General features: G+C 71.1%; 23 protein-coding genes. 9 read left to right on the top strand and 14 right to left on the bottom strand.

The window, feature by feature from the left end; genetic code table 11:
- Positions 1-111: 111 nt before the first annotated feature.
- Positions 112-600, top strand: coding sequence for a YajQ family cyclic di-GMP-binding protein (locus ACN6LD_RS04675; protein ID WP_057584707.1), 489 nt, complete (start codon positions 112-114; stop codon positions 598-600).
- 67 nt (positions 601-667) lie between these two features.
- Here the strand turns inward: ACN6LD_RS04675 and ACN6LD_RS04670 are convergent, their stop codons facing one another.
- The 13 genes from ACN6LD_RS04670 to ACN6LD_RS04610 all read right to left on the bottom strand — a co-directional run bounded on the left by ACN6LD_RS04670 (position 668) and on the right by ACN6LD_RS04610 (position 13,338).
- Positions 668-934: a GlsB/YeaQ/YmgE family stress response membrane protein gene (locus ACN6LD_RS04670; RefSeq protein WP_319190281.1), complete on the bottom strand. Its 267-nt coding sequence runs from the start codon at positions 932-934 to the stop codon at positions 668-670.
- Between the two features lie 289 nt (positions 935-1,223).
- On the bottom strand, positions 1,224-1,616 hold the full coding sequence (locus ACN6LD_RS04665) for a YccF domain-containing protein (RefSeq protein WP_319190283.1): 393 nt from the start codon (positions 1,614-1,616) through the stop codon (positions 1,224-1,226).
- The gene (htpX, locus tag ACN6LD_RS04660; RefSeq protein WP_319190285.1) at positions 1,613-2,476 is read right to left on the bottom strand and encodes a zinc metalloprotease HtpX; all 864 of its coding nucleotides are present in this window, start codon (positions 2,474-2,476) and stop codon (positions 1,613-1,615) included. Before htpX ends, ACN6LD_RS04665 begins: the two co-directional genes overlap by 4 nt.
- Before the next feature lie 202 nt (positions 2,477-2,678).
- The gene (locus ACN6LD_RS04655) at positions 2,679-4,214 is read right to left on the bottom strand and encodes an NADH-quinone oxidoreductase subunit N (protein ID WP_319190286.1); all 1,536 of its coding nucleotides are present in this window, start codon (positions 4,212-4,214) and stop codon (positions 2,679-2,681) included.
- The gene (locus tag ACN6LD_RS04650) at positions 4,211-5,785 is read right to left on the bottom strand and encodes a complex I subunit 4 family protein (protein WP_445042584.1); all 1,575 of its coding nucleotides are present in this window, start codon (positions 5,783-5,785) and stop codon (positions 4,211-4,213) included. The genes ACN6LD_RS04655 and ACN6LD_RS04650 overlap by 4 nt, the downstream gene beginning before the upstream one ends.
- A 6-nt stretch (positions 5,786-5,791) precedes the next feature.
- Positions 5,792-7,786, bottom strand: a complete 1,995-nt coding sequence (locus ACN6LD_RS04645) for an NADH-quinone oxidoreductase subunit 5 family protein (protein ID WP_445042583.1) — start codon at positions 7,784-7,786, stop codon at positions 5,792-5,794.
- Positions 7,783-8,184 carry an NADH-quinone oxidoreductase subunit NuoK gene (gene nuoK, locus ACN6LD_RS04640; protein ID WP_319190292.1) on the bottom strand — a complete coding sequence of 134 codons (402 nt, stop codon included), beginning with the start codon at positions 8,182-8,184 and terminating at the stop codon, positions 7,783-7,785. Before nuoK ends, ACN6LD_RS04645 begins: the two co-directional genes overlap by 4 nt.
- Positions 8,184-8,861, bottom strand: coding sequence for an NADH-quinone oxidoreductase subunit J family protein (locus ACN6LD_RS04635; RefSeq protein ID WP_319190294.1), 678 nt, complete (start codon positions 8,859-8,861; stop codon positions 8,184-8,186). The genes nuoK and ACN6LD_RS04635 overlap by 1 nt, the downstream gene beginning before the upstream one ends.
- On the bottom strand, positions 8,858-9,598 hold the full coding sequence (locus ACN6LD_RS04630; RefSeq protein ID WP_445042582.1) for a 4Fe-4S binding protein: 741 nt from the start codon (positions 9,596-9,598) through the stop codon (positions 8,858-8,860). Before ACN6LD_RS04630 ends, ACN6LD_RS04635 begins: the two co-directional genes overlap by 4 nt.
- A 2-nt stretch (positions 9,599-9,600) precedes the next feature.
- Positions 9,601-10,569 (bottom strand): complex I subunit 1/NuoH family protein, encoded by a 969-nt coding sequence (locus ACN6LD_RS04625; RefSeq protein ID WP_266726377.1) that lies wholly within the window; start codon positions 10,567-10,569, stop codon positions 9,601-9,603.
- The gene (locus tag ACN6LD_RS04620) at positions 10,566-12,275 is read right to left on the bottom strand and encodes an NADH-quinone oxidoreductase subunit C (protein ID WP_445042581.1); all 1,710 of its coding nucleotides are present in this window, start codon (positions 12,273-12,275) and stop codon (positions 10,566-10,568) included. Before ACN6LD_RS04620 ends, ACN6LD_RS04625 begins: the two co-directional genes overlap by 4 nt.
- Positions 12,272-12,940 carry an NADH-quinone oxidoreductase subunit B gene (locus ACN6LD_RS04615; protein WP_445042580.1) on the bottom strand — a complete coding sequence of 223 codons (669 nt, stop codon included), beginning with the start codon at positions 12,938-12,940 and terminating at the stop codon, positions 12,272-12,274. The genes ACN6LD_RS04620 and ACN6LD_RS04615 overlap by 4 nt, the downstream gene beginning before the upstream one ends.
- Positions 12,931-13,338, bottom strand: a complete 408-nt coding sequence (locus tag ACN6LD_RS04610; RefSeq protein ID WP_057584717.1) for an NADH-quinone oxidoreductase subunit A — start codon at positions 13,336-13,338, stop codon at positions 12,931-12,933. Before ACN6LD_RS04610 ends, ACN6LD_RS04615 begins: the two co-directional genes overlap by 10 nt.
- Before the next feature lie 200 nt (positions 13,339-13,538).
- Here ACN6LD_RS04610 and ACN6LD_RS04605 point away from each other — a divergent pair, with 200 nt between their 5' ends.
- From ACN6LD_RS04605 to ACN6LD_RS04585, 5 genes are all read left to right on the top strand, one after another.
- On the top strand, positions 13,539-14,762 hold the full coding sequence (locus ACN6LD_RS04605) for a sensor histidine kinase (RefSeq protein ID WP_319197993.1): 1,224 nt from the start codon (positions 13,539-13,541) through the stop codon (positions 14,760-14,762).
- Positions 14,763-14,897: 135 nt separating this feature from the next.
- Positions 14,898-16,349: a sensor histidine kinase gene (locus ACN6LD_RS04600; RefSeq protein WP_445042579.1), complete on the top strand. Its 1,452-nt coding sequence runs from the start codon at positions 14,898-14,900 to the stop codon at positions 16,347-16,349.
- Between the two features lie 423 nt (positions 16,350-16,772).
- Positions 16,773-17,444 carry a response regulator transcription factor gene (locus ACN6LD_RS04595; RefSeq protein WP_319196709.1) on the top strand — a complete coding sequence of 224 codons (672 nt, stop codon included), beginning with the start codon at positions 16,773-16,775 and terminating at the stop codon, positions 17,442-17,444.
- A 282-nt stretch (positions 17,445-17,726) separates the two neighbouring features.
- Positions 17,727-19,670 (top strand): 2-oxoacid:acceptor oxidoreductase subunit alpha, encoded by a 1,944-nt coding sequence (locus ACN6LD_RS04590; RefSeq protein ID WP_445042578.1) that lies wholly within the window; start codon positions 17,727-17,729, stop codon positions 19,668-19,670.
- Positions 19,663-20,745, top strand: coding sequence for a 2-oxoacid:ferredoxin oxidoreductase subunit beta (locus ACN6LD_RS04585; protein ID WP_445042577.1), 1,083 nt, complete (start codon positions 19,663-19,665; stop codon positions 20,743-20,745). Before ACN6LD_RS04590 ends, ACN6LD_RS04585 begins: the two co-directional genes overlap by 8 nt.
- A 108-nt stretch (positions 20,746-20,853) precedes the next feature.
- Here ACN6LD_RS04585 and ACN6LD_RS04580 read toward each other — a convergent pair whose 3' ends face one another.
- Positions 20,854-21,240, bottom strand: a complete 387-nt coding sequence (locus ACN6LD_RS04580; RefSeq protein WP_445042576.1) for a winged helix-turn-helix transcriptional regulator — start codon at positions 21,238-21,240, stop codon at positions 20,854-20,856.
- 95 nt (positions 21,241-21,335) lie between these two features.
- Here ACN6LD_RS04580 and ACN6LD_RS04575 point away from each other — a divergent pair, with 95 nt between their 5' ends.
- The 3 genes from ACN6LD_RS04575 to ACN6LD_RS04565 all read left to right on the top strand — a co-directional run bounded on the left by ACN6LD_RS04575 (position 21,336) and on the right by ACN6LD_RS04565 (position 23,918).
- Complete coding sequence (locus ACN6LD_RS04575) at positions 21,336-22,193, top strand: SDR family oxidoreductase (protein ID WP_319196716.1); 858 nt, start codon at positions 21,336-21,338, stop codon at positions 22,191-22,193.
- Between the two features lie 150 nt (positions 22,194-22,343).
- Positions 22,344-23,294, top strand: a complete 951-nt coding sequence (gene rarD / locus ACN6LD_RS04570) for an EamA family transporter RarD (protein ID WP_319196720.1) — start codon at positions 22,344-22,346, stop codon at positions 23,292-23,294.
- A 180-nt stretch (positions 23,295-23,474) separates the two neighbouring features.
- Complete coding sequence (locus ACN6LD_RS04565; RefSeq protein ID WP_319196722.1) at positions 23,475-23,918, top strand: VOC family protein; 444 nt, start codon at positions 23,475-23,477, stop codon at positions 23,916-23,918.
- Positions 23,919-24,218: the final 300 nt, after the last annotated feature.

Raw genomic sequence — 24,218 nt, 5'->3', positions numbered from 1 at the left:
GGTGGCTAGGCTTGTGCGGATGCGGCCCGGGATCACGCCGGGCTCGGCGGTCACCCCCACGTGCGCCGATACGCACCCTGACACGCACCCCGATACAAGGAGCCACAGGACATGGCCGACTCCAGTTTCGACATCGTCTCGAAGGTCGAGCGGCAGGAGGTCGACAACGCCCTCAACCAGGCCGCCAAGGAGATCTCGCAGCGCTACGACTTCAAGGGCGTGGGCGCCTCGATCTCGTGGTCCGGTGAGAAGATCCTCATGGAGGCGAACTCCGAGGACCGGGTGAACGCCGTCCTCGACGTCTTCCAGTCCAAGCTGATCAAGCGCGGCATCTCGCTGAAGGCGCTGGACGCGGGCGAGCCGCAGCTTTCCGGCAAGGAGTACAAGCTCTTCGCGGACATCAAGGAGGGCATCTCCCAGGAGAACGCGAAGAAGGTCGCGAAGCTCATCCGTGACGAGGGTCCCAAGGGCGTGAAGGCCCAGGTGCAGGGCGAGGAACTGCGGGTCAGCTCGAAGAGCCGCGACGACCTGCAGACCGTCATCACCCTGCTCAAGGGCCAGGACTTCGACTTCGCACTGCAGTTCGTGAACTACCGGTAGTCGACGTACAGGCGAGGGCGGGCGTCTCTCGGCGTCCGCCCTCGCGCTCGGCCGGGCCGCGGCGGACTCAGTCGCGTGAGTTGCCGAACAGCAGGCGGTAGACGATCAGGAGCACGAGCGATCCGCCGATCGCGGCGGCCCAGGTGGCGCCGTCGTAGAAGTCCTTGGCGATGGGGTGATCCAGCCAGCGGGCCGATATCCAGCCGCCGATGAACGCGCCCGCGACGCCGATCAGGGTCGTGCCGACGAAGCCGCCCGGGTCGCGCCCGGGCAGCAGGACCTTGGCGATGACTCCGGCCAACAACCCCAGGATGATCCAGCTGACGATGCTCATGCCCTGAACCTGCCCTTCCGTGCTGTGCCCACCCGTGCTGCCCGGGCACTGTGACGTCGCTCGCCCCGGACGGGCCGCGCACTCTCCGGCGCGCCCCCGCGTCCTTCGTCGCACGCGGGTTCGTGCCGAACTGATCGGAACGACGCATGACGGCGGCCGGCGGTTCCTGCATCGGTGGGTACGGGCAACGCGCTCACCGGCGACGACGAACGACGTACCCGCGCGGCCACAGGCGTAAGCGCGATCAGCGCCGCCAGTGCCGTAAGCGCGGTCAGCGCGGTCAGCGCGGTCAGCGCGAGGCGAACGGCCGGTCGGTGGGCACGATTTCGCGGCCCAGCGGGAACAGCGAGACCGGGATCAGCTTGAAGTTCGCGATGCCGAACGGGATGCCGATGACGGTCAGGCACAGGAGGAAGCCGGTGACGATGTGGCCGATGGCCAGCCACCAGCCGGCGAGCACCAGCCACAGCACGTTGCCGAGGCAGGACGGCGCGCCCGCGTCACGCCGCTCGACCGTCGTGTAGCCGAAGGGCCAGAGCGCGAAGACGCCGATGCGGAACGCGGCGACGCCGAAGGGGATGCCGATCACGGTGATGCAGAGCAGCACGCCTGCGAGCAGATAACCGAGGAACAGCCAGAAGCCGCTCAGGATCAGCCAGATGACGTTCAGGATGGTCTTCACTGGGGGCGACCTGCCATTTTCTCGAGCCGGGCGATTCGCTCCGCCATCGGCGGGTGCGTCGAGAACATCTTGGAGAGTCCCTGGCCCGGGCGGAAGGGGTTCGCGATCATCATGTGGCTCGCGGTCTCGATACGGGGCTCCGGCGGAAGCGGAAGCTGCTTGGTGCCCGTCTCCAGCTTGCGCAGGGCGCTCGCGAGCGCCAGCGGGTCGCCGGTGAGCTGGGCGCCCGAGGAGTCCGCCTCGTACTCCCGGGAGCGGCTGATGGCGAGCTGGATGAGGCCGGCGGCGAGCGGGCCGAGGATCATGATCAGGAGCATGCCCAGGATGCCGGGGCCGTCGTCGTCGTCGGAGCGGCCGACCGGGATCAGCCAGGCGAAGTTGACCAGGAACATGATCACTGAGGCGAGCGCGCCCGCGACCGAGGAGATCAGGATGTCGCGGTTGTAGACGTGGCTGAGCTCATGGCCGATGACGCCGCGCAGTTCGCGCTCGTCGAGGAGGCGCAGGATGCCTTCCGTGCAGCACACGGCCGCGTTGCGCGGATTGCGGCCGGTCGCGAAGGCGTTGGGCGCCTCTGTCGGGGAGATGTACAGGCGGGGCATGGGCTGCCGGGCCTGCGTGGAGAGCTCACGGACCATCCGGTACAGGGCGGGGGCCTCGAACTCGCTCACGGGGCGGGCGCGCATCGCGCGTAGAGCCAGCTTGTCGCTGTTCCAGTACGCGTACGCGTTGGTGCCGAGCGCGATCAGAACCGCGACGACGAGCCCCGTACGGCCGAAGAAGCTGCCGATGACGATGATGAGTGCCGACAGCCCCCCGAGGAGTACTGCGGTCCTGAGCCCGTTGTGCCGGCGGTGCACGGTACGCCCTCCAAGTCGTGCAGCAGGGGAACCCTTTGCTCGGGGATCTTCCTGTTCTCCGGTGGCACTGGTGCCGTGATGTCACCTCCAGTGCACCCTCCCGTACTGGTCAACGCCAGGCGGGAGGCACGAGTTCCCTTGTGCGCGGGGACAGGGGTGTGAGCCGTCCGGGTGAGGACGGGTCCCGCACGCGCGTGTGGGATCAGAAGAGACCGGTGTCGGCGAAGCGCAGGATCAGCTGCGGCGCTCCGGAGAGCGCGACGCCGACGGCCGCGGTGAGGGCGATCGCGGCCGTGAGGGGGGCGGGGACACGATGCTTCTCGGTTTCGCCCTCACGCGCGCGGAAGAGCAGCGCCGTCCACTGGAGGTAGTAGTACAGGGCGATGACCACGTTGACGGCCATGACCACGGCGAGCCAGCCGAGCCCGGCGTCCACGGCCGCCGAGAAGACGGTGACCTTCGCGAAGAGACCGATGACGCCGGGCGGCAGTCCGGCGAGGCAGAGCAGGAAGAAGGCCATCAGGAGGGCGGCGAGGGGGTTTCTGGCGTAGAGGCCGCGGTAGTCGGTGAGCCGGTTCGCCGTGCTGGTCCGTCCCACGAGGGCGGCCACCGCGAAGGCGCCGAGGTTCACCGCGGCGTACATGAGGGCGTACGCGACCGTGGAGCCGACGGCGCGTTCGGCGTCGTCGGAGTACGCGGCGGCGGCGATCGGCACCAGGAGGTAGCCGGCCTGGCCCACGGAGGACCAGGCGAGGAGGCGTACGGCGCTGTACGCGCGCGTGGCCTGCTGGCGGAGCGCCCCGACGTTGCCGACGGTCATGGTGAGGGCGGCGAGGGCGGCCAGGGCGGGGCCCCAGACGTCGGCGTACGACGGGAAAGCGACGACGGTGACGAGGATGAGGCCGGAGAAGCCGACGGCCTTGCCGACGACCGACAGGTAGGCGGCGATGGGCAGGGGGGCGCCGACGTAGGTGTCGGGGACCCAGAAGTGGAAGGGGACGGCGGCCGTCTTGAAGGCGAAGCCGACGAGGGTGAGCACCACGCCGGTCTGGGCCAGGGTGTGCAGCTGGCCGTCGACGCGCTGGATGCGGTCGGCGACCTGGGTGAGGTAGAGCGTGCCCGTTGTCGCGTACACGAAGCTGATGCCCAGGAGGCTGACCGCGGTCGCCGTCACGGACGACAGGAAGAACTTGAGGGCGGCCTCGGAGGACCTGCGGTCGCCGTGCCGGAGGCCGACGAGGGCGAAGGCCGGCAGGGAGGCCACTTCCAGAGCGACGACCAGGGTGGCGAGGTCGCGGGAGGCGGGCAGCAGGGCGGCGCCGGCGGCGGAGGACAGCAGCAGGAACCAGAACTCGCCCTCGGGAAGGCGCCCGCGCGCGTCCTTGAGAGCGGTGACCGACAGCAGCGCGACCAGCAGGGCTCCCCCGAGCACCAGGAACTGGACGACCAGGGTGAAGTGGTCTGCCGTGTAGCTGCACGCGCGTGTGTCGCCGGTCAGGCAGAAGGTGGCGCGGTCGCCGTCCAGGAGGGGCAGGAGAAGTGCTGTGGAGGCGGCGAGGCCGGCGACCGAGAGCCAGCCCAGCAGCGGCTTGCGTGCCTCGCCGACGAAGAGATCGACGACGAGGACGACGAGGGCGACGACCGCCGCGAGGGTGGGCGGTGCGATGGCCGGCCAGTCGACGGACTGGACCACGGACTCGGCCAGGGCCTGGGCCGAGGGGTGGGCCACGGGGCTCATCGGGTGCCTCCTGCGAGGAGCTGCTGCACGGCCGGGTCCGTGAGGCCGAGGAGGGCCTTCGGCCACAGGCCGGCGACGACGGTGAGGGCGACGAGCGGGGTCCAGGCCACGAACTCGTAGGTCTGCACGTCGGCGAGGCGCGGGGCGTCCTGCCGGACCGTGCCCATGCAGACCCGCCGGACCACGACGAGCAGGTAGGCGGCCGTCAGCAGGGTGCCGAACGCGCCGATCGCCGTGAACACCAGGAACGCGGGACGGCTGAGGCCTTCGGCCGGGTCGAACGCGCCGAACAGGGCGAGCATCTCGCCCCAGAACCCGGCGAGACCCGGAAGGCCGAGCGAGGCGACCGCGGCGAAGGCGAGGAGGCCGCCGAGGCGGGGGGTCCTGCCGTACAGGGCGGCGCCGGTCTGCTCGGCGAGGGTGTCCAGGTCGGTCGTGCCGGTGCGGTCCTTCAGGGCTCCGACCAGGAAGAAGAGGAGGCCGGTGATGAGACCGTGGGCGATGTTGGCGAACAGGGCGCCGTTCACGCCGGTCGGCGTCATGGTCGCGATGCCGAGGAGGACGAAGCCCATGTGGCCGACGGAGGAGTAGGCGATCAGGCGCTTGAGATCGCCCTTCGCTCCCTGCTTGGCGAGCGCGAGGCAGGCCAGGGATCCGTAGATGATCCCGACGACGGCGAAGGCGGCGAGGTAGGGCGCGAAGACGCGGAAGCCGTCCGGCGCGGCCGGCAGCAGAATGCGGACGAACCCGTACGTGCCCATCTTCAGCATCACGCCCGCCAGCAGGACCGAGCCGACGGTCGGGGCGGCGGTGTGGGCGTCGGGCAGCCAGCTGTGCAGGGGCCACATCGGGGTCTTGACCGCGAGCCCGAGACCGATCGCGAGAACGGCGATGACCTGCACGGATGTGGTCAGCGACCGGCCGTTGTCAGTGGCGAGTGCCACCATGTCGAATGTGCCCGCCTTGATTCCGATCAGGAGCAGGCCGAGCAGCATGACCACGGATCCGAGCAGCGTGAAGAGGATGAACTTCCAGGCCGCCTGGGTCCGGCCTGCGCCGCCCCAGCGGGCGATGAGGAAGTACATCGGGATGAGCACGGTCTCGAAGGCGAGGAAGAACAGCAGCAGGTCGAGGACGGCGAAGGTCGCGAGGGTGCCGGACTCGAGCACGAGCACCAGGGCGACGAACGCCTTGGGTGAGGGGCCCGCGGGCAGCTTGAAGTAGGAGTAGAGCGCGCAGAGGAAGGTCAGCAGCGCGGTCAGGACCAGCAAGGGGAGGGAGATGCCGTCGATGCCGAGGTGGATGCGCACGTCGAGTGCGGGGATCCAGCTGATGTCCGTGGTGGCCTGCATCTTCGACGGCTGGTCGTGGTCGAAGCCGACCGCCAGGGCGATCGCGGCGACGAGGATCACGCCGGTCACGGTCACGCCGTGCCGGAGGACGGCCTGCTCGGGTGACTTCCCCTTCAGCCCGGGCGGGGCGGGCAGCAGGGCGGCGGCCGCGCCGAGGAGCGGGCCGACCACGATGAACGCCAGAAGAACCTGCATCACGGATTCGTTGATAGGGATCACGCCTGCTCACGCTCCCGAGGCGACGAGAAGGGCGGCGACCGCCAGGACGACGGTGCCGGCGAGCAGCGCGCTCACATAGGTCTGGACGTTGCCGGTCTGGGCGCGCCGTACGGCGAGCCCCAGCCAGCGGGGCAGTGCGCCCGCGCCGCGGACGTACGTCTCGACGACCTCGCGGTCGAGGAACCGGACGAGCCGGGCGCCGGCCTGCACGGGGCGCACGAACAGCACGTCGTACAGGGCGTCCAGGTGGAAGCCGACAGCCGCGTGGCGGTGCAGCGGGCCGAGCAGGAGCCGCCCGGGATCCGCCGGGTCGGGGGCTGAGGCCACGTCGCCGTAGGCGGGTGCGTGCGTCGCGATGGCTTCGGCCTCGACCTGCGCCGCGTCGGCCTCGGGGTGGGCGGCCACCGCGCCCAGGGGGATGCCGGCGGCCAGTCCGGCGAGGTGCCGCCAGGCGGCGAACACGACGAGTCCGCCTGCCAGAGCGACGCCCGTGCCCACGACGGAGGTGGTGAGGGTCGGGGTCAGGTCGTCGCCGTCGAACCAGTCGGGGAGCGTGCGATAGGCGAGCGCGCCCAGGGCGAGGGAGGGCACCGCAAGCACCCACAGCACCACGGTCATGGTCAGCGGCTGGCGGCCGTGATCGGGTGCTTCGGCTCCCTGGCCGCGGAAGGCCAGCAGCCACAGACGGGTCGCGTAGGCGGCGGTGAGGAAGGCGGCGAGCAACCCGGCGACGAGAACGATCCAGCCGGCGACGCCGGGGACGTGCGCGCTGTGGCCGGTGGTCGCGTGCTCGGCCGCGCCGAGGACCGACTCCTTGGAGAAGAAGCCGCTGAACGGAGGGATCGCGGCGAGCGCGAGGAGCGCCACGGTCATCGTCCAGTAGGCGTCGGGGACACGGTCGCGCAGGTGGCTCATGCGGGACATGGCAGCGAGCGAATTGGTGCCGGCGGCGTGGATGACCACACCGGCCGCGAGGAAGAGCAGCGCCTTGAAGGCGCCGTGCGAGAGGAGGTGGAACACGGCGGCGCTGCGGTCGCCGACGGCGAGGGCGCCCGTCATGTAACCGAGCTGGCCGATCGTCGAGTAGGCGAGGACGCGCTTGATGTCGTCCTGGGCGAGCGCGGACAGGCCTGATCCGACCATCGTGACGCCGGCCATCACGGCGAGCACGACCATCGCGGCCGCGGAGGCCTCGAAGACCGGGAGGAGACGGGCGACGAAGTAGACGCCGGCGGCGACCATCGTCGCGGCGTGGATCAGCGCGGAGACGGGCGTGGGGCCGGCCATCGCGTCCGGAAGCCAGGTGTGCAGAGGGAACTGCGCGGACTTCCCGGCCACGCCCGCGAGGAGCAGCAGGGCGACGACGGTCGGGTGGTCGAGGCCGCCGTGCGCGACGGCGCCGAGGACCTTCGTGATGCGGAAGGAGCCCGCGTCGGCGCCGAGGGCGAACAGGCCGATGAGGAAGGGGACGTCGCCGAGCTTGGTGACCAGGAAGGCCTTGATGGAGGCGGCGCGGGCCTCCGGGGTCTCCCAGTAGTGGCCGACCAGGAAGTAGGAGCAGATGCCCATGACCTCCCAGCCGACCAGCAGCACGATCAGGTCGCCGGAGTAGACGACCAGCAGCATCGCGGAGGTGAAGAGCGAGACCAGCGCGGCGTACGAGGCGTAGCGCGGGTCGTCGCGCAGGTAACCGGTCGAGTAGATCTGCACGCAGCCGGCCACGAGAGTGACCAGGACGGCGACGAGGGCGGCGAATCCGTCGATGTGCAGGGCGAGTTCGATCGGGACGGATCCGGTGGGAGTCAGCTCGGTGGCCGCGTCGACGGCTGCGTCTCCGCCCTGGCGCACCGCGACGACCGCGGCCAGGGCGAGCGCGGCGAGGGTCGGCAGGACGGCGAGCGGACGGACGAACCCGGGCGCGATCCGGCCGAGGAGGAGGCCGGCGGCTGCGCCCAGGAACGGGAGGAGGGGGACGAGGACGGCGAGGGTGGTCGTGGTCACGCGGTGGCCTCAGCCTTCTCGGCGGCCGCTCCGGTCGCGGGGACGTCGCCGTCGGAGCCGTCGGCGGCGGGCGTCTCGTGGCCCTCGGCGGTGTCGCGGAGCCGGTCGATGTCGGCGGTGCCGCGGTTGCGGTGCACGGCGAGGACGATCGCCAGGCCGATGCCGATCTCAGCGGCGGCGATGGCGATGGTGAACAGGGTCAGGGCCTGACCGGAGTGCAGGGTCTCCTCGGCGGTCCTGCTGAGCCAGACGTCGAACGCGACCAGGTTGAGGTTGACGGCGTTGAGCATCAGCTCGACCGACATCAGGACCAGGATCGCGTTGCGGCGGGCGAGGACTCCGTACAGGCCGGTGCAGAAGAGGAGAGCGGAGAGGACGGCGGGATAGGCGAGGTGCATCAGCGGGCGCCTTCCTGCTCGGCCGGGTTCTGCCGGGCGTCCGGGACGGTGGGGGAACTCGCGGATCTTCCGGAACTGTCCGTGACGGGTCGGGAACCATCGGTGACGGCCCGGGCGTTCACAGGGGGCGAGCTCGATTCGGCCTTCGCCTTGCGGGACAGGACGATCGCGCCGACCAGCGCCGCGAGAAGGAGGACGGAGAGAGCCTCGAAAGGAAGGACCCAGTACTGGAAGAGGCTCGCGCCGGTGACCTCGGTCGAGCCGGCGGCCGGGCCGTCCAGCTCGATCCAGGTGCTGCGGAAGGCGTCGACGACCACCCAGACCAGGGCGGCGGCCGCGGCGACGGCGACCGTGAGCGCGGCCCATCGATTGCCGGAGTCGGCATCCGGCGAGCGGCCGATGGGGGCCTTGGTCAGCATCAGACCGAAGAGGAGGAGCACGACGACGGAACCGACGTAGATGAGGACCTGCACCCAGGCGATGAACTCGGCGGTGAGCAGGAGGTATTCGACGGCCAGACCGCCGAGGGCGACCACGAGCCACAGCGCCGCGTGCACCAGCTGCCTCGTGGTGACGGTGACGAGGGCGGCGCCGAAGGTGACCAGTCCGACGAGAAGGAAGGCGATCTCGACGCCGGTCGGGGAGAGGAAGCCCTGCGGGGCATCGGCGAGTGTCACGCGTCTCCTCCCTCGGGTTCGGTGGACCGGGGTCCGGTGGCTTCCGGTCCGGTGGCTTCCGGTCCGGTGGCTTCCGGTCCGGTGGCGTCCGGTCCGGTGGCGTCCGGTCCGGTGGCTTCCGGTCCTGTGGGCTCGGCTCGGGCGGCCGCGGCCAGCTTCTCGGCCGTCTTGCGGGCGGCCGCGATCTCCTTCGGCTCCTCGGCGGCCGGATCGAGGGCCGGCGGGGCCGGCACGGTCCACATCCACTCGCGGAGCTTGTCGCGCTCGTGGGTGAGCTCGTGGATGTCCGTCTCCGCGTACTCGAACTCCGGGGACCAGAACAGCGCGTCGAAAGGACAGACCTCGATGCAGATACCGCAGTACATACAGAGCGAGAAGTCGATGGCGAAGCGATCGAGCACATTGCGGCTGCGCTCGCGTCCGCCTGGAGCGGCGGGTGGCACCGTCTCCTTGTGGGAGTCGATGTAGATGCACCAGTCGGGGCACTCACGGGCGCACAGCATGCAGACCGTGCAGTTCTCCTCGAACAGTCCGATGACCCCGCGGGTGCGGGGCGGGAGTTCGGGCTGGGCGTCCGGGTACTGCTGGGTGACGGTCTTCCGCGTCATCGTGCGGAGGGTGACGGCCAGGCCCTTGGCGAGGCCGCTGCCGGGGATCGACGGACGGGGCCGCCCGGAGGGCGCTGCCGGGGCCTCCGGGGCCGCCGGCGTGTGGTGGTCGTGTGACGGGCGGGACATGGCTACTGGATCACCACCTTGACGATGCCGGTGAGGGCGATCTGAGCGAGGGAGAGGGGGACGAGGAGAGTCCACGAGAACTTCTGCAGCTGGTCCTCGCGCAGCCGGGGGTAGGTGACGCGCAGCCAGATGACGACGAAGGCGAGGACGGCCGTCTTGAGCAGGGTCCAGACCCAGCCGAGGCCGTCGGCGCCCCAGGGGCCGTGCCAGCCGCCCAGGAAGAGGACGGTGGTCAGTCCGCACAGGACGACGATCCCGGCGTACTCGGCGAGGAGGAAGAGAGCGAAGCGCAGGCCTGTGTACTCGGTGTACGCACCGAAGATGATCTCCGAGTCGGCGACCGGCATGTCGAAGGGAGGGCGCTGGAGTTCGGCCAGACCGGCGATGAAGAAGACGATCGCTCCGGTGATCTGCCAGGGCAGCCACCACCACTCGAACGCGTCGACGATGCCGGGCAGCGAGACCGTCCCGGCCGCCATCGCCACCGAGGCGGCGGTGAGCAGCATCGGCAGTTCGTAGGCGAGCAGCTGGGCGGCGGTGCGCAGGCCGCCGAGAAGGGAGAACTTGTTGGCGCTGGCCCAGCCGGCCATGAGGGAGCCGAGCACGCCGACGCCCATCACGGCGAGGACGAAGAAGATCCCCGCGTCCAGGACCTGGCCCACGGCGCCCTCGCCCGGGCCGATGGGGATGGCGAGGAGGACCAGCAGATACGGCAGGAGGGCCACGGCCGGCGCGAGCTGGAAGATACGGCGGTCCGCGCCCGCGGGGACGATGTCCTCCTTCTGCGCGAACTTCACGCCGTCCGCGACGAGCTGGGCCCAGCCGTGGAAGCCTCCCGCGTACATCGGGCCCAGGCGGCCCTGCATATGGGCCATCACCTTGTGCTCGGTCTGACCGACGATCAGGGGGAAGGTGAGGAAGACGACGAAGACGACCAGGAGTCGCAGGGCGACGTCGAGAGCGTCGTTCACTGCGGGCCTCCTGCAGGGTCGTCATCGGTGGCGGAACGCTCGGAGCCCGAACGCTCCGAACTCGGGCGCTCGGAGGTCGGGCGCTCGGAGCCGTGGCGATCGGGGGACGAACGCTTCGCGCCGGACCCCCGGTCGCTCGGCTTCGGGCTCTCGTCAGGGTCCGGTGCCGGACTCGCGTCGGGGTCCGGGCCTGGTGGCACGTCGGGGGCCGGTTCCGGGCTCGTGTCGCGGTCCGGTTGTCGGCTCGTGCCGGGCTCGGAGCCCGGGGCCGAGGGGGATTCCGGCTCCGCCTTCGGCCGGCCCTCCGCCCGCGGTTTCGGCTCGGCTGCCTGCTCGCCTACCGCTTTCGGACTCAGCCCGGCCGTCTGCTCTCCGCCCGCCTGCGGCTTCGGCTCGCCCGCCTGCTCTTCGGATGCCTGCGGGTTCGATTCTTCGGGTGCCTGCGGCTTCGGCTCGGCCGTCTGCTCTTCGGGTACCTGCGGGTTCGATTCTTCGGGTGCCTGCGGCTTCGGCTCGGCCGTCTGCTCTCCGCCCGCCTGCGGCTTCGGCTCGGCCGTCTGCTCTCCGCCCGCCTGCGGCTTCGGCTCGGCCGTCTGCTCTTCGAGTGCCTGCGGGTTCGGCTCTTCGGGTGCCTGTGGCTTCGGCTCGGCTGTCTGAGCTCCGGCCGCCTGCGGGTTCGGCTCGGCTGTCTGAGCTCCGGCCGCCTGCGGGTTCGGCTCTTCGGGTGCCTGTGGGGCGTCGAAGGCGGGGCGGGCGTGGTGCCAGGGGGCGTCGGACGAGCGGGGGGCCGTCGAGGGGCGGGCCGGGGGGGCGGAGGACGCCGCCGGGGGTTGGGGGCCTTGGGAGGCGGAGCCCTGGGAGGCGCTGCGGGCGCGGCGCGGTCCCGCCGGGGTTCCCGGGGTCACGGGGGCCGGAGCGGCGGCGGTGGGCGGTGCTGTCGCAGGCTGCGTGGGTGCCGTGCCGGGGTCGCCGGCGGTGTCTGACGCTGTCGCCGGCGGTGCGGAAGCGGGCGGCGGTGTCGTCGTCGGGGCCGTCTGGCTCGATGAGCCCTGTGACGCCGTGCGGGCGCGGCGGACGGGGCGGTCGCCCGTCGCACGGGCGGCCGGGGTTCGGGTGGGCCGTGCGGGGGCCGGGGGGAGCTGGCCCTTCAGGGGCCCCCACTCGTTGGGATCGGGGACGCCCGGGGGAAGCATCTGCCGGCGCTTGGGGCCGCCGTGTTCGGACTCGCCGGGCTCCTTCGCGCCGGGCCAGGCCTTGGCGACGCGGGCTGCGAGGACGAAGTCCTTGCGCAGGGGGTGGCCCTCGAAGGTCTCGGGAAGGAGGAGGTGATCGAGTGCGGGGTGGCCCTCGAAGGCGACGCCGAACATTTCGTGCGTCTCGCGTTCGTGCCAGGCGGCCCCCGCGTAGACGTCGACGGCGGAGGCGAGGGTCGGGGCGTCGTGCGGGATCGTCGTGCGCACCAGCAGCCGGCGCACCGGGGACAGGGCCACGACGTGCGCGGAGACGCGGAAGCCGGTGCCGGGCTCGTCCACGGCGCTCAGCCAGTCGAAGTAGGTGCAGGACAGCCGGTCGCGGGCCACGCGCAGGGCGGAGGTCCAGGAGGCCGGCGGGACGTCCACGGTCAGGACGTCGTAGGACTCCTCGGCTGTGGCGTCGGGGCCGAAGAGGTCCTCGGCGGGGGCGGGGAGCCACCCGGTCGTCGTCATCGGTCCTCCTCGGCCGGCTCCGCCGGTGACGCCGGGGGGCGTACCAGGCCGCTCTGCAGGGCCGCGGTCGAGGGACGCGACGGGGCCGGGCGGGCGGGGGACGTGGCGTAGCGCTCGTCGAGGGACTCGCGCGCGATCTTCTCCTGGAGCTTGAGGATGCCCTGGAGCAGGGCTTCCGGGCGCGGCGGGCAGCCCGGCACGTAGACGTCCACCGGGATGATCTGGTCGACGCCCTTGGTCACCGAGTACGAGTCCCAGTAGGGGCCGCCGCAGTTGCTGCACGCGCCGAAGGAGATGACGTACTTCGGCTCGGGCATCTGCTCGTAGAGGCGCTTCACGGCAGGGGCCATCTTGTCCGTGACCGTGCCGGAGACGATCATCAGGTCGGCCTGCCGCGGACCCGGCGCGAAGGGGATGACGCCGAGGCGGATGAAGTCGTGGCGGGCCATCGAGGCGGCGATGAACTCGATCGCGCAGCAGGCGAGGCCGAAGTTGAAGACCCAGAGCGAGTAGCGGCGGCCCCAGTTGAGGATCACCTTCATCGGCTCGGGGGCGAGTCGGGCCAGCGTGCCGAGCCGCTTCGGCTCGGGCAGCAGAACGGGCTCCGAGGCCGCCTGTTCCGGCGCGGCCGGCCGGGGCGCGTTCGGTTCCGGCGTCACGCCCATGTCAGGACGCCCTTCTTGTATGCGTACAGCAGGCCCACGGTGAGGAAGCCGAGGAAGACGAACATCTCGACGAGCGTGGTCGTGCCGTAACCGGGGGCGGCGAAGACCGTCGCCCAGGGAAAGAGGAAGATCGAGTCGACCGCGAAGATCACATAGAGGAAGGCGTAGACGTAGTAGCGGACCTGGGTGTGGGCCCAGCCCTCGCCGACGGGGTCGACTCCGCACTCGTACGTCAGAAGCTTCTCCGGGGTGGGGACCACCGGGCGCAGCAGGCGTCCCGCGCCGAAGGCCACGGCGACGAAGAGCACGCCGACGACGGCGAGCAGCCCGACGACGGAGTAGGACTGGAAGTAGTCGGCCGCATAGTCCGCCGCGACATCGACGGTCGGTTCCCGCACGTCCGTCCCCTCGCTCCCTGACCTCAGCCTCTTCGACGGCAGGCCGGTTCGACGATCTGTACGCACGGGAGTCTAGGCCCTGATAAAGAGACGGTAAGCAGCCCGTCACAGGTCGGGACGCGAGGCGGGGGTTTTCCCCCGGTAGCGGAAGGCAGCAGACCTCATGGCGCGGGGTCGGGCGGGGCGGCAGGCTGACCCCTATGACCGCTTCCGCCAGCCATTCCGCCGTCCCTCCGGGTTCCTCCGGACCACCGGGCGGGGGGTACGACGACGACCGTCCGCCTCCGGCCCGTCTCGCGTTCGATCCGCAGACGTGGCGGGAGATCGCGCATCTGCTGACCAATCTGCCGATGGCGTTGATCGGGTTCGCCTACGTGATGACGGTGATCGTCACCGGGGCCGCGATGACCGTCACGGTGGTGGGGTTCCCGCTGCTCGCGCTCGGGCTGGGCGGGGCGCGGCTGATGGGCCGGTTCGAACGGGCTCGGGCGCGCAAGCTGCTGGGGGTGCGGATCGACGAGCCGAGCCCGCTGCCGCTGCGCAGAGCGGGCGGCCTTCTGCAGCAGATGTGGCTGGCGCTGAAGGACCCGGTGGCGTGGCGCACGGTGCTGTACGACCTGATCCGGCTGCCCTGGGGCGTTGTCACGTTCAGCGTGATGGTGCCCTCGCTGTTCGTGCTGTGGCCGGTGCTGCCGTTCCTGGCGCGCGGGCTCACCAACGCGGACCGGGCGATGGTGCGAGGTCTGCTCTCCCCCTCCGACGAGCTGGAGCGGCGCATCGCGGAGCTGGAGTCCGACCGCGGGGTCGTGGTCGACACCGCGGCCGCCGATCTGCGGCGCATCGAACGCGATCTGCACGACGGGGCGCAGGCCCGGCTGGTGAACCTGGCGATGGGGCTGGGTCTGGCCAAGGAGAAGTTGCTGGAGGGGCAGGCCGACGACGTCGTGGCGGCGATGGTGGAGGAGGCGCACGGCGAGGTGAAGCTCGCGCTGCAGGAGCTGCGGGACCTGGCGCGCGGCATCCACCCCGCCGTCCTGACCGACCGGGGCCTGGACGCGGCGCTGTCCTCGGTGGCCTCGCGCTGCACGGTGCCGGTGAAGGTGACCGCCGACCTGACGAGCAGGCCGGCGCAGGCCATCGAGGGCATCGCCTACTTCACCGTCTCGGAGCTGCTGCAGAACGTCAGCAAGCACAGCGGGGCCCGGTCGGCCTCGGTCGAGGTGTGGCGGTCCGGCGACCGACTGCTCATCCAGGTGTGGGACGACGGCCGGGGCGGCGCGCGGCTCGACGGCGGATCGGGGATGCGGGGGCTGGCGGAGCGGCTGGACGCGGTCGACGGGCTCTTCGTCGTGGAGTCGCCGGAGGGGGGTCCCACGACGGTGACCGCGGAGCTTCCCTGGCGGAACCGGAGCGGGAAGCCGTGACCGCGCGGGGTAGGGAAAACCCCCCTTGCGAGACGCCGACGGACTCCATGGTCCGGGTGGCGGCCGCCGAGGAGGCTGGGAGGTACGGATCGACAGCCGCGCGATGAGCAGGGCCGAGCAGAACGGACGACGCCGATGGCCACGCAGTACAACCAGTACGGGCAGTACGACCAGTACGGGCAGTACGACCAGTACGACGGGTATGCAGGGCAGGACGGGAACGGCCGTGACGGGCGCGGATACGGGCACGGAGGGCAGGTCGGGAGCGAGGCCGGCCACGGGGCCGGAAAGCGCCGGCAGCTGCTTCCCGTGGGACTGCGGGAGCCGCTCAGCGCGCGCCACTGGCGGGAGCTCGTGTACGTCCTGCTGAGCCTGCCGATCAGCATCGTGCTGTTCACCTTCACGGTGACGATGCTGTCGCTCGGGGCGGGCCTGCTGGTGACGTTCCTCGGCATCCCCGTGCTGGCGGCGGGCCTGACGGCATGCCGCGGCTTCGGGGCGCTGGAGCGGGCCCGGGCGCGTGGGCTGCTCGGTCTGGAGGTGGCCGCCCCGGAGCCGCTGCGGCCGCGCGGAAGCGGCGCGATGGCCTGGATGGCGGCCGTCCTCAAGAGCGGCACATCCTGGCGGAACGCCCTGTACGCGGTGCTGCATCTGCCGTGGGCGGTGCTCTCGTTCGGTGTCACCGTGGCGGTGTGGTCGGCAGGCTGGGGCATGCTGACGTACCCGCTGTGGTTCTGGGTCTTCCCGATGTACGCCGGTCAGGGCGGCATCCAGCTGTACGGCGACGAACACCACAGCGTCTACCTCGACAACCCGTTCGAGATCGCCGTGACGGCGCTGGTGGGTCTGCTCATCACGCTGGCCACGCCGTGGATCGTGCGGGCGCTGACGACGGTGGACAGGCTGCTGGTGCACGGGCTGCTGGGGCCGTCGTCGCTGGGTGCGCGGGTGGTGGAGCTGGAGTCCGACCGCGGGGTCGTGGTGGACACCGCGGCGGCCGATCTGCGTCGCATCGAACGCGATCTGCACGACGGGGCGCAGGCCCGGCTGGTGGCGCTGGCGATGGATCTCGGGATGGCGAAGGAGAAGCTGCGGGACGACCCGCAGACGGCGGCGCGGATGGTCGGCGAGGCGCACGGCGAGGTGAAGACGGCTCTGCAGGAGCTGCGGGACCTGGCTCGCGGCATCCACCCGGCCGTCCTGACCGACCGGGGCCTGGACGCGGCGTTGTCCTCGGTGGCCTCGCGCTGCACGGTCCCGGTGAAGGTGGACGTGGACCTGGCCGAACGGCCGGCTGCGGCGATCGAGGGCATCGCCTACTTCACCGTCTCGGAGCTGCTGCAGAACATCAGCAAGCACAGTGGGGCGCGATCGGCCTCGGTCGACGTGTGGCGGGCGGAGAACCGGCTGATGCTGCAGGTGGCGGACGACGGCGTGGGCGGAGCGGACGCCTCCGGCGGAGGGTCGGGGCTGGCCGGGCTCGCCGGACGGCTGGACTCGGTGGACGGGATCCTCGTCGTGGACTCACCGGTGGGCGGCCCTACCCGGATCACCGCGGAACTGCCCTGGCGAGGCGGTCGGATCTGAGACCTTCGGCCCGCGGCCCTCGTCTCCCCGGACTTACGGCCCACGGGCCTCGTCTCCCCCGGACCTTCGGCCCGCGGCCCTCGTCTCCCCGGGACCTCCGTCGCCCAGCTCCCGGCCGCCCGGCTCCCGGCTTCCCCTTCCACCGTCACCCGGCTCGCCGGCTCCCCGGCTCCCCGGCCCACTCCTCCCGTCACCCGTCATCCGGCCTCCCCCTCCCCTCCTCCCTTCCTCTCCGGCGTCCGGCTCCAGGTCCTCCTCCTCTCGTCGCCTCGTCGCCTCGGCGGGCGGCCGAAAGGCGGTGGGCCGGGGCCGTTTTCACGTCGTCCTCCAGCCGGGCCCGACTCTCGCCGGGTAGAGACGAGCCTGTTGCTGAAATGCTTGACTGGTTCGACCGACGGGTGGACGGCTGGGGGGCCGAGGATCGTGGAGGACAGGGTGCGGGTGGTCATCGCCGAGGATTCGGTGCTGTTGCGGGAGGGACTGACCCGGTTGCTCACCGACCGGGGACATGACGTGGTCGCGGGGGTCGGGGACGCCGAAGCCCTGGTCAAGACGATCACCGAGCTGGACGACGAGGGCGCGCTGCCCGACGTCGTCGTCGCGGACGTGCGGATGCCGCCGACCCACACGGACGAGGGCGTGCGGGCCGCCGTCCAGCTGCGCAAGGCGCACCCCGGACTCGGCGTGCTGGTGCTGTCGCAGTACGTGGAGGAGAGGTACGCCACCGAACTGCTGGCCGGTTCGACACGCGGGGTCGGATATCTCCTGAAGGACCGCGTGGCCGAGGTGCGGGAGTTCGTGGACGCCGTGGTGCGGGTCGCCGAGGGCGGCACCGCGCTGGACCCGGAGGTCGTGGCGCAGCTGCTCGGGCGGAGCCGGAAGCAGGACGTGCTGGCCGGACTCACCCCGCGGGAGCGGGAGGTCCTCGGGCTGATGGCCGAGGGCCGGACGAACTCGGCGGTCGCCCGGCAGCTGGTCGTCAGCGACGGAGCCGTCGAGAAACACGTCAGCAATATCTTCCTGAAGCTCGGGCTGTCTCCGAGTGACGGAGATCACCGCCGCGTACTGGCAGTTCTCACTTACCTGAATTCATAAACAGATGGCACTGTGCCGTGCGTCGGGTGAGGAAATCAGAGGGGGGAACTCGGAGGAAGCGGTGGAGAAACACCACAGAACCGCGGCGGGATTCCGGAGCGTCTAACGGAGTTGCGCCGGGGGGCGGGAAATCATGGTTAGCGGGGGTGCCGGGCCGTCTCGGGACAGTGACCGTCATACGAATGGCCGAAGGAAGGCGACCCTTACAGACGTAGGGTTGATCCCTGGAGAGCCTTCGGGAAGGGCGCTCCGGGACAGCCGCCTCGAGGGAGGTCCAGTTCAGTGACCAGTCAGGTCAGCCCAGCAGAACAGGCCGACGGAACCGACGGAGCGGATGCGGCCGTCGTGGGAGAGCAGCGCAAGCCCGGTGGGACGAAGGACGTCCGCCGCCTCGACCGGGTGATCATCAGGTTCGCGGGGGACTCCGGCGACGGCATGCAGTTGACCGGTGATCGTTTCACTTCGGAGACGGCGTCTTTCGGCAACGACCTGTCGACACTGCCGAACTTCCCGGCCGAGATCCGTGCGCCCGCGGGAACGCTTCCCGGGGTGTCGTCGTTCCAGCTGCATTTCGCCGATCACGACATCCTCACTCCGGGCGACGCGCCGAATGTGCTGGTGGCCATGAACCCGGCGGCGCTGAAGGCGAACATCGCCGACGTGCCGCGCGGCGCCCAGATCATCGTGAACACAGATGAGTTCACCAAACGCGCCATGCAGAAAGTCGGGTACGCGGCCTCGCCGCTGGAGGACGGCTCCCTCGACGGTTATCAGCTCCACCCGGTCCCGTTGACCACCCTGACCGTCGAGGCTCTCAAGGAATTCGACCTCACCCGTAAAGAGGCCGAGCGCAGCAAGAACATGTTCGCGCTCGGTCTCTTGTCGTGGATGTACCACCGGCCCACCGAGGGCACCGAGAAGTTCCTGAAGTCGAAGTTCGCGAAGAAGCCCGACATCGCGGCCGCCAACATCGCCGCGTTCCGGGCCGGCTGGAACTTCGGGGAGACGACCGAGGACTTCGCGGTGTCCTACGAGGTCGCGCCGGCCGCGCAGGCCTTCCCGGCCGGCGTCTACCGCAACATCTCCGGCAACCTGGCCCTGTCCTACGGTCTGGTCGCGGCCTCCCGGCAGGCGGATCTGCCGCTGTTCCTGGGCTCGTATCCGATCACGCCTGCCTCGGACATCCTGCACGAGCTGTCGAAGCACAAGAACTTCGGCGTGCGCACCTTCCAGGCCGAGGACGAGATCGCCGGGATCGGCGCGGCGCTGGGCGCGGCCTTCGGCGGCAGTCTGGCCGTCACCACGACGTCCGGTCCGGGCGTGGCGCTCAAGTCGGAGACGATCGGCCTCGCCGTGTCGCTGGAGCTGCCGCTGCTCGTGATCGACATCCAGCGCGGCGGGCCGTCGACGGGGCTGCCGACCAAGACCGAGCAGGCGGACCTGCTGCAGGCGATGTACGGGCGCAACGGCGAGGCCCCGGTGCCGATCGTGGCTCCGCGCACCCCCGCCGACTGCTTCGACGCCGCCCTGGACGCCGCCCGTATCGCCCTCGCCTACCGCACCCCGGTGTTCCTGCTCTCCGACGGCTACCTGGCCAACGGCTCGGAGCCGTGGCGCATCCCGTCGCCCGACGAACTGCCCGATCTGCGGGTGCAGTTCGCGCAGGGCCCCAACCACACCCTGGCCGACGGAACCGAGGTGTTCTGGCCCTACAAGCGTGACCCGCACACTCTGGCGCGCCCCTGGGCGATCCCCGGCACGCCGGGTCTCGAGCACCGCATCGGCGGGATCGAGAAACAGGACGGCACGGGCAACATCTCCTACGACCCGGCCAACCACGACTTCATGGTCCGCACCCGCCAGGCCAAGATCGACGGCATCGACGTCCCGGACCTCGAGGTCGACGACCCGCACGCCGCCCGGACCCTGGTGCTGGGCTGGGGCTCCACCTACGGCCCGATCACCGCCGCGGTCCGGCGGCTGCGCGCAGCCGGGACGCCGATCGCACAGGCCCACCTGCGCCACCTCAATCCCTTCCCGCGCAACCTCGCAGCGGTGCTGAAGGGGTACGACAAGGTCGTCGTCCCCGAGATGAACCTCGGCCAGCTCGCCACCCTCATCCGCGCCCGCTACCTCGTCGACGCCCACTCCTACAACCAGGTCAACGGCATGCCGTTCAAAGCCGAGCAGCTCGCCGCGGCGCTCAAGGAGGCCATCGATGACTGAGACGTCGACACACCGCCCCGGCGGCACGACCGAGGCGCTCACCCTCGTTCCCAAGGCCGAGGCCCGGCAGTCCATGAAGGACTTCAAGTCGGACCAGGAGGTGCGCTGGTGCCCGGGCTGCGGCGACTACGCGATCCTCGCCGCGGTGCAGGGCTTCATGCCCGAGCTGGGTCTGGCCAAGGAGAACATCGTCTTCGTCTCCGGGATCGGCTGCTCCTCGCGCTTCCCGTACTACATGAACACCTACGGGATGCACTCCATCCACGGCCGCGCCCCCGCCATCGCGACCGGCCTGGCCTCCTCGCGCCGTGACCTGTCCGTCTGGGTCGTCACCGGCGACGGCGACGCCCTGTCCATCGGCGGCAACCACCTCATCCACGCCCTGCGCCGCAACGTCAACCTCAAGATCCTGCTCTTCAACAACCGGATCTACGGCCTCACCAAAGGCCAGTACTCCCCGACCTCGGAAGTCGGCAAGATCACCAAGTCGACGCCGATGGGCTCCCTGGACTCGCCCTTCAACCCGGTGTCCCTCGCGATCGGCGCGGAGGCGTCCTTCGTCGCCCGCACCGTCGACTCCGACCGCAAGCACCTCACCGACGTGCTGCGCCAGGCGGCCGCACACCCCGGGACCGCGCTGGTCGAGATCTACCAGAACTGCAACATCTTCAACGACGGGGCCTTCGACGCGCTGAAGGACCGTGAGACCGCCGAGGACGCGGTGATCCGGCTGGAGCACGGGCAGCCCATCCGGTTCGGGGCGGGTCTGGCCAAGGGAGTCGTCCGCGACCCTGCGACCGGCGATCTGAAGGTGGTGGCGGTGACGCCGGAGAACGAGACCGACGTCCTGGTCCACGACGCGCACGCCGCGTCCCCGACCACGGCCTTCGCCCTCTCCCGTCTCGCGGACCCCGACACCCTCCACCACACGCCCATCGGCGTGCTGCGCTCGGTGGAACGGTCCGTCTACGACACACAGATGGCGGACCAGCTCGACACCGCCGTCGAACAACACGGCAAGGGCGACCTCGCCGCACTGCTGGCCGGCGGCGACACCTGGACCGTCGCCGGCTGAGGCGTACGACGCACGCGGACGCGGACGCGGTGAACGGCCGGCGGGGAGGGCGGACGCGGCGCGACCTGCGCGCGCAGCGCGCTTGGACGCTGCGGACGGTGTGAACGATCAGTGGGCCCGGGACCGGTGGTCCCGGGCCTCGTCGTATGTCTGGCGGGCCTTCTCCACGTCGGACATGCGCCGGTGCGTCCAGTCGGCCAGTGCGCGCACCTGCTCCGCGGCCTCCCGGCCGAGGTCGGTGAGGGAGTAGTCGACGCGGGGCGGGATCACCGGCTTGGCGTCGCGGTGGACCAGGCCGTCGCGCTCCAGGGTCTGCAGGGTCTGGGTCAGCATCTTCTCGCTGACCCGCCCGATCGCCCGGCGCAGTTCGCTGAACCGGTACGAGCGGTCGAGGAGGTGGATCAGCACGAGGACGCCCCAGCGGCTGGTGAGGTGCTCCAGGACCAGGCGGTGCGGGCACATCGTGTCATCGACGCTCGGGATACTTACTGCCATGCCAGTACCTTACTTCAAAGTGGGTACTTTCGCTTGGTTAGCGCCTCCTCTATGGTTAGTGCATCCCCGCAGCCCCCACCAGGAGTGTCTGAGCCATGAGCATCGTCGTCACCGGAGCCACCGGAAACCTCGGCCGTCACGTCGTCGAGCAGCTGCTGGAGAAGGTTCCGGCAGAGCAGATAACAGCAGTCGTGCGCGACGAGGCCAGGGCCGCCGACCTCGCGGCCCGCGGTGTCAGGCTCGCCGTCGCCGACTACAACGCGCCCGAGACCTTCGACGGCCTCTTCGCCGCCGGCGACAAGGTGCTCCTCGTCTCCGGAAACGAGTTCGACAAGGGCCGCGTCGGCCAGCACAAGGTCGTCATCGAGGCCGCTAAGGCCGCGGGCGTCGCCCTCCTCGCCTACACCAGCGCCCCGGGCTCGCTGACCGCCGCCCTCGCCGACGACCACAAGGGCACGGAAGCGGCGCTCCTCGAGTCCGGCGTCCCGTACTCGCTGCTGCGCAACGGCTGGTACAACGAGAACTACACCGAGCAGCTGGCCCCCGTGCTCCAGACCGGCAACGTCACCCAAGCCGCCGGCGAGGGCCGTGTCGCCTCCGCCGCCCGGGCCGACTACGCCGCCGCCGCCGTGGCCGTCCTCACCGGCGAGGGGCACGAGAACACGACCTACGAGCTGAGCGGCGACACCGCCTGGAGCTTCGCCGAGTACGCCGCCGAGCTGAGCCGGCAGACCGGGCGGGAGATCGCCTACAACGCCGTCTCGGTCGACGACTTCGTCGGCATCCTGACGACCCACGCCGGACTCCCGGGCCCGTTCGCCGCGATCCTGGGCGGCGTGGAGGCGTCCATCGCGAAGGGCGAGCTGGCCGGCACCAGCGGCGACCTGTCCCGGCTGACCGGACGTCCCACCACGCCGATCGCCGACTCGATCGCGCTCGCGCTCAAGGGCTGACGCGCCCCGCACGGGTGCGCGAGGCCACCCCGCCCCGCCTGTCATGACCGTATAGCGATACGGGCATGACAGGCGGGGGCGCTCGGCGTTACCGTCGTCCACGCATGCCTGACGTGGGAGGGCCTGTCACGAGAGAGAGAGGGGCCCGTGGTGGCCGGGACGTCGAAGAGTGAGGGCCGGATAGGTCTGCTGAACGGCTTCGCGGCGTACGGGATGTGGGGCCTCGTGCCGCTCTTCTGGCCGCTCCTCAAACCGGCCGGGGCGACCGAGATCCTCGCCCACCGCATGGTGTGGTCCCTCGCCTTCGTCGGCGTCGCGCTGCTCGTGGTGCGGCGCTGGGCGTGGGCCGGAGAGCTGCTGCGGCAGCCCCGCCGACTGGCGCTCGTGGTGGTCGCCGCGGCCGTCATCACCGTGAACTGGGGCGTCTACATCTGGGCCGTCAACAGCGGCCATGTGGTCGAGGCGTCCCTCGGGTACTTCATCAACCCGCTGGTCACCATCGCCATGGGGGTGCTGATCCTCAAGGAACGGCTGCGGCCCGTGCAGTGGGTGGCGGTCGGCGTCGGCTTCGCGGCGGTGCTGGTGCTGACCGTCGGCTACGGCCACCCGCCGTGGATCTCCCTCTGCCTCGCCTTCTCGTTCGCCACCTACGGACTGGTGAAGAAGAAGGTCAACCTCGGCGGGGTCGAGTCGCTGACCGCCGAGACCGCCGTCCAGTTCCTGCCCGCGCTGGCCTACCTGATCTGGCTCTCCGCGCACGGCCACGCCACCTTCGCGACGGAGGGCCCCGGGCACGCGGCGCTCCTCGCCTCCACCGGTGTCGTCACCGCCCTCCCCCTCGTCTGCTTCGGCGCGGCGGCGATCCGCGTGCCGCTGTCCACGCTGGGTCTGCTGCAGTACCTGGCTCCCGTCTTCCAGTTCCTGCTCGGCGTCGTCTACTTCGGCGAGGCGATGCCGCCCGAGCGGTGGGCCGGCTTCGGCCTGGTCTGGCTCGCGCTGGTGCTGCTCACCGCGGACGCGTGGCGCTTCGCACGACGCCCGAAGAGGCACGTCGAGGCGACCGAGGCGTCGATGGCGACACCCGCGCCCGCGGACGCCTGACGGCCGGCCTCCTTCCCGGCGATCCTCGGGCGCGGCGGCGTACTCGCTGGTTGAGTGGACGGCATGACGCAGACACCCGCATCATCGGCCTCTCCCGCAACACCGGTCTCCTCCGCATCGCCGGCCTTCCCCGCATCGGCCGCCGAGGCCGCCTCGACGGAGGCGGCCGCGCCCCCGCCCGTGCACTGGAAGCTCGTGATCGACGCCGCCGACCCGCACGCGCAGGCCGACTTCTGGGCCGCCGCGCTGCACTACACGGCCGAGGACAACGGCGCTCTCATCGAGCGACTGCTGGAGCTGGGCGCACTGCCGGGCGCGGCGACGGTGGAGTTCCACGGTCGGCCGGCCTTCCGGGACCTGGTCGCCGTGCGCCACCCCGACGACCCGTACGACCCCGACAGCGGGACCGGACTCGGGCGGCGGCTGCTGTTCCAGCGGGTGCCGGAGGCCAAGACGGCGAAGAACCGGCTGCATCTGGATCTGCACCCCGGCGCGGAACGACGGGCCGAGGAGGTGGCGCGGCTGACGGCACTGGGGGCGGGCGTGCTGCGGGAGGTCAAGGAGCCGTCCGGCCGGTGGGTGGTGATGGCCGACCCCGAGGGGAACGAGTTCTGCGTGCACTAGACCGCACGGCGGGGCTCTGCGTCCGGGGCGGCGGATGCCCGGGGGCCTGCGTGTCCGGGACGGCGGGCGTCCGGGGCCTGTGTGTACGGGGCGGCGGATGCCCGGGGGCCTGCGTGTCCGGGGTGACGGATGCCCGGGGGAGGCCTGTGTGTGCGGGGCGACGAATGTGCGGGGGCCTGCGCGTCCGGGACGGCGGGTGTCCGGGGCCTGTGTGTACGGGGCGGCGGATGCCCGGGGGCCTGCGCGTCCGGGACGGCGGGTGTCCGGGGCCTGCGTGTACGGGGCCTGTGTGGCCGGTCG

It is taken from the genome of Streptomyces sp. SAS_272, assembly GCF_052543235.1.
Note: the sequence above shows the minus strand (reverse complement) of the source record. Positions and strands in the feature narration are given on the sequence as shown.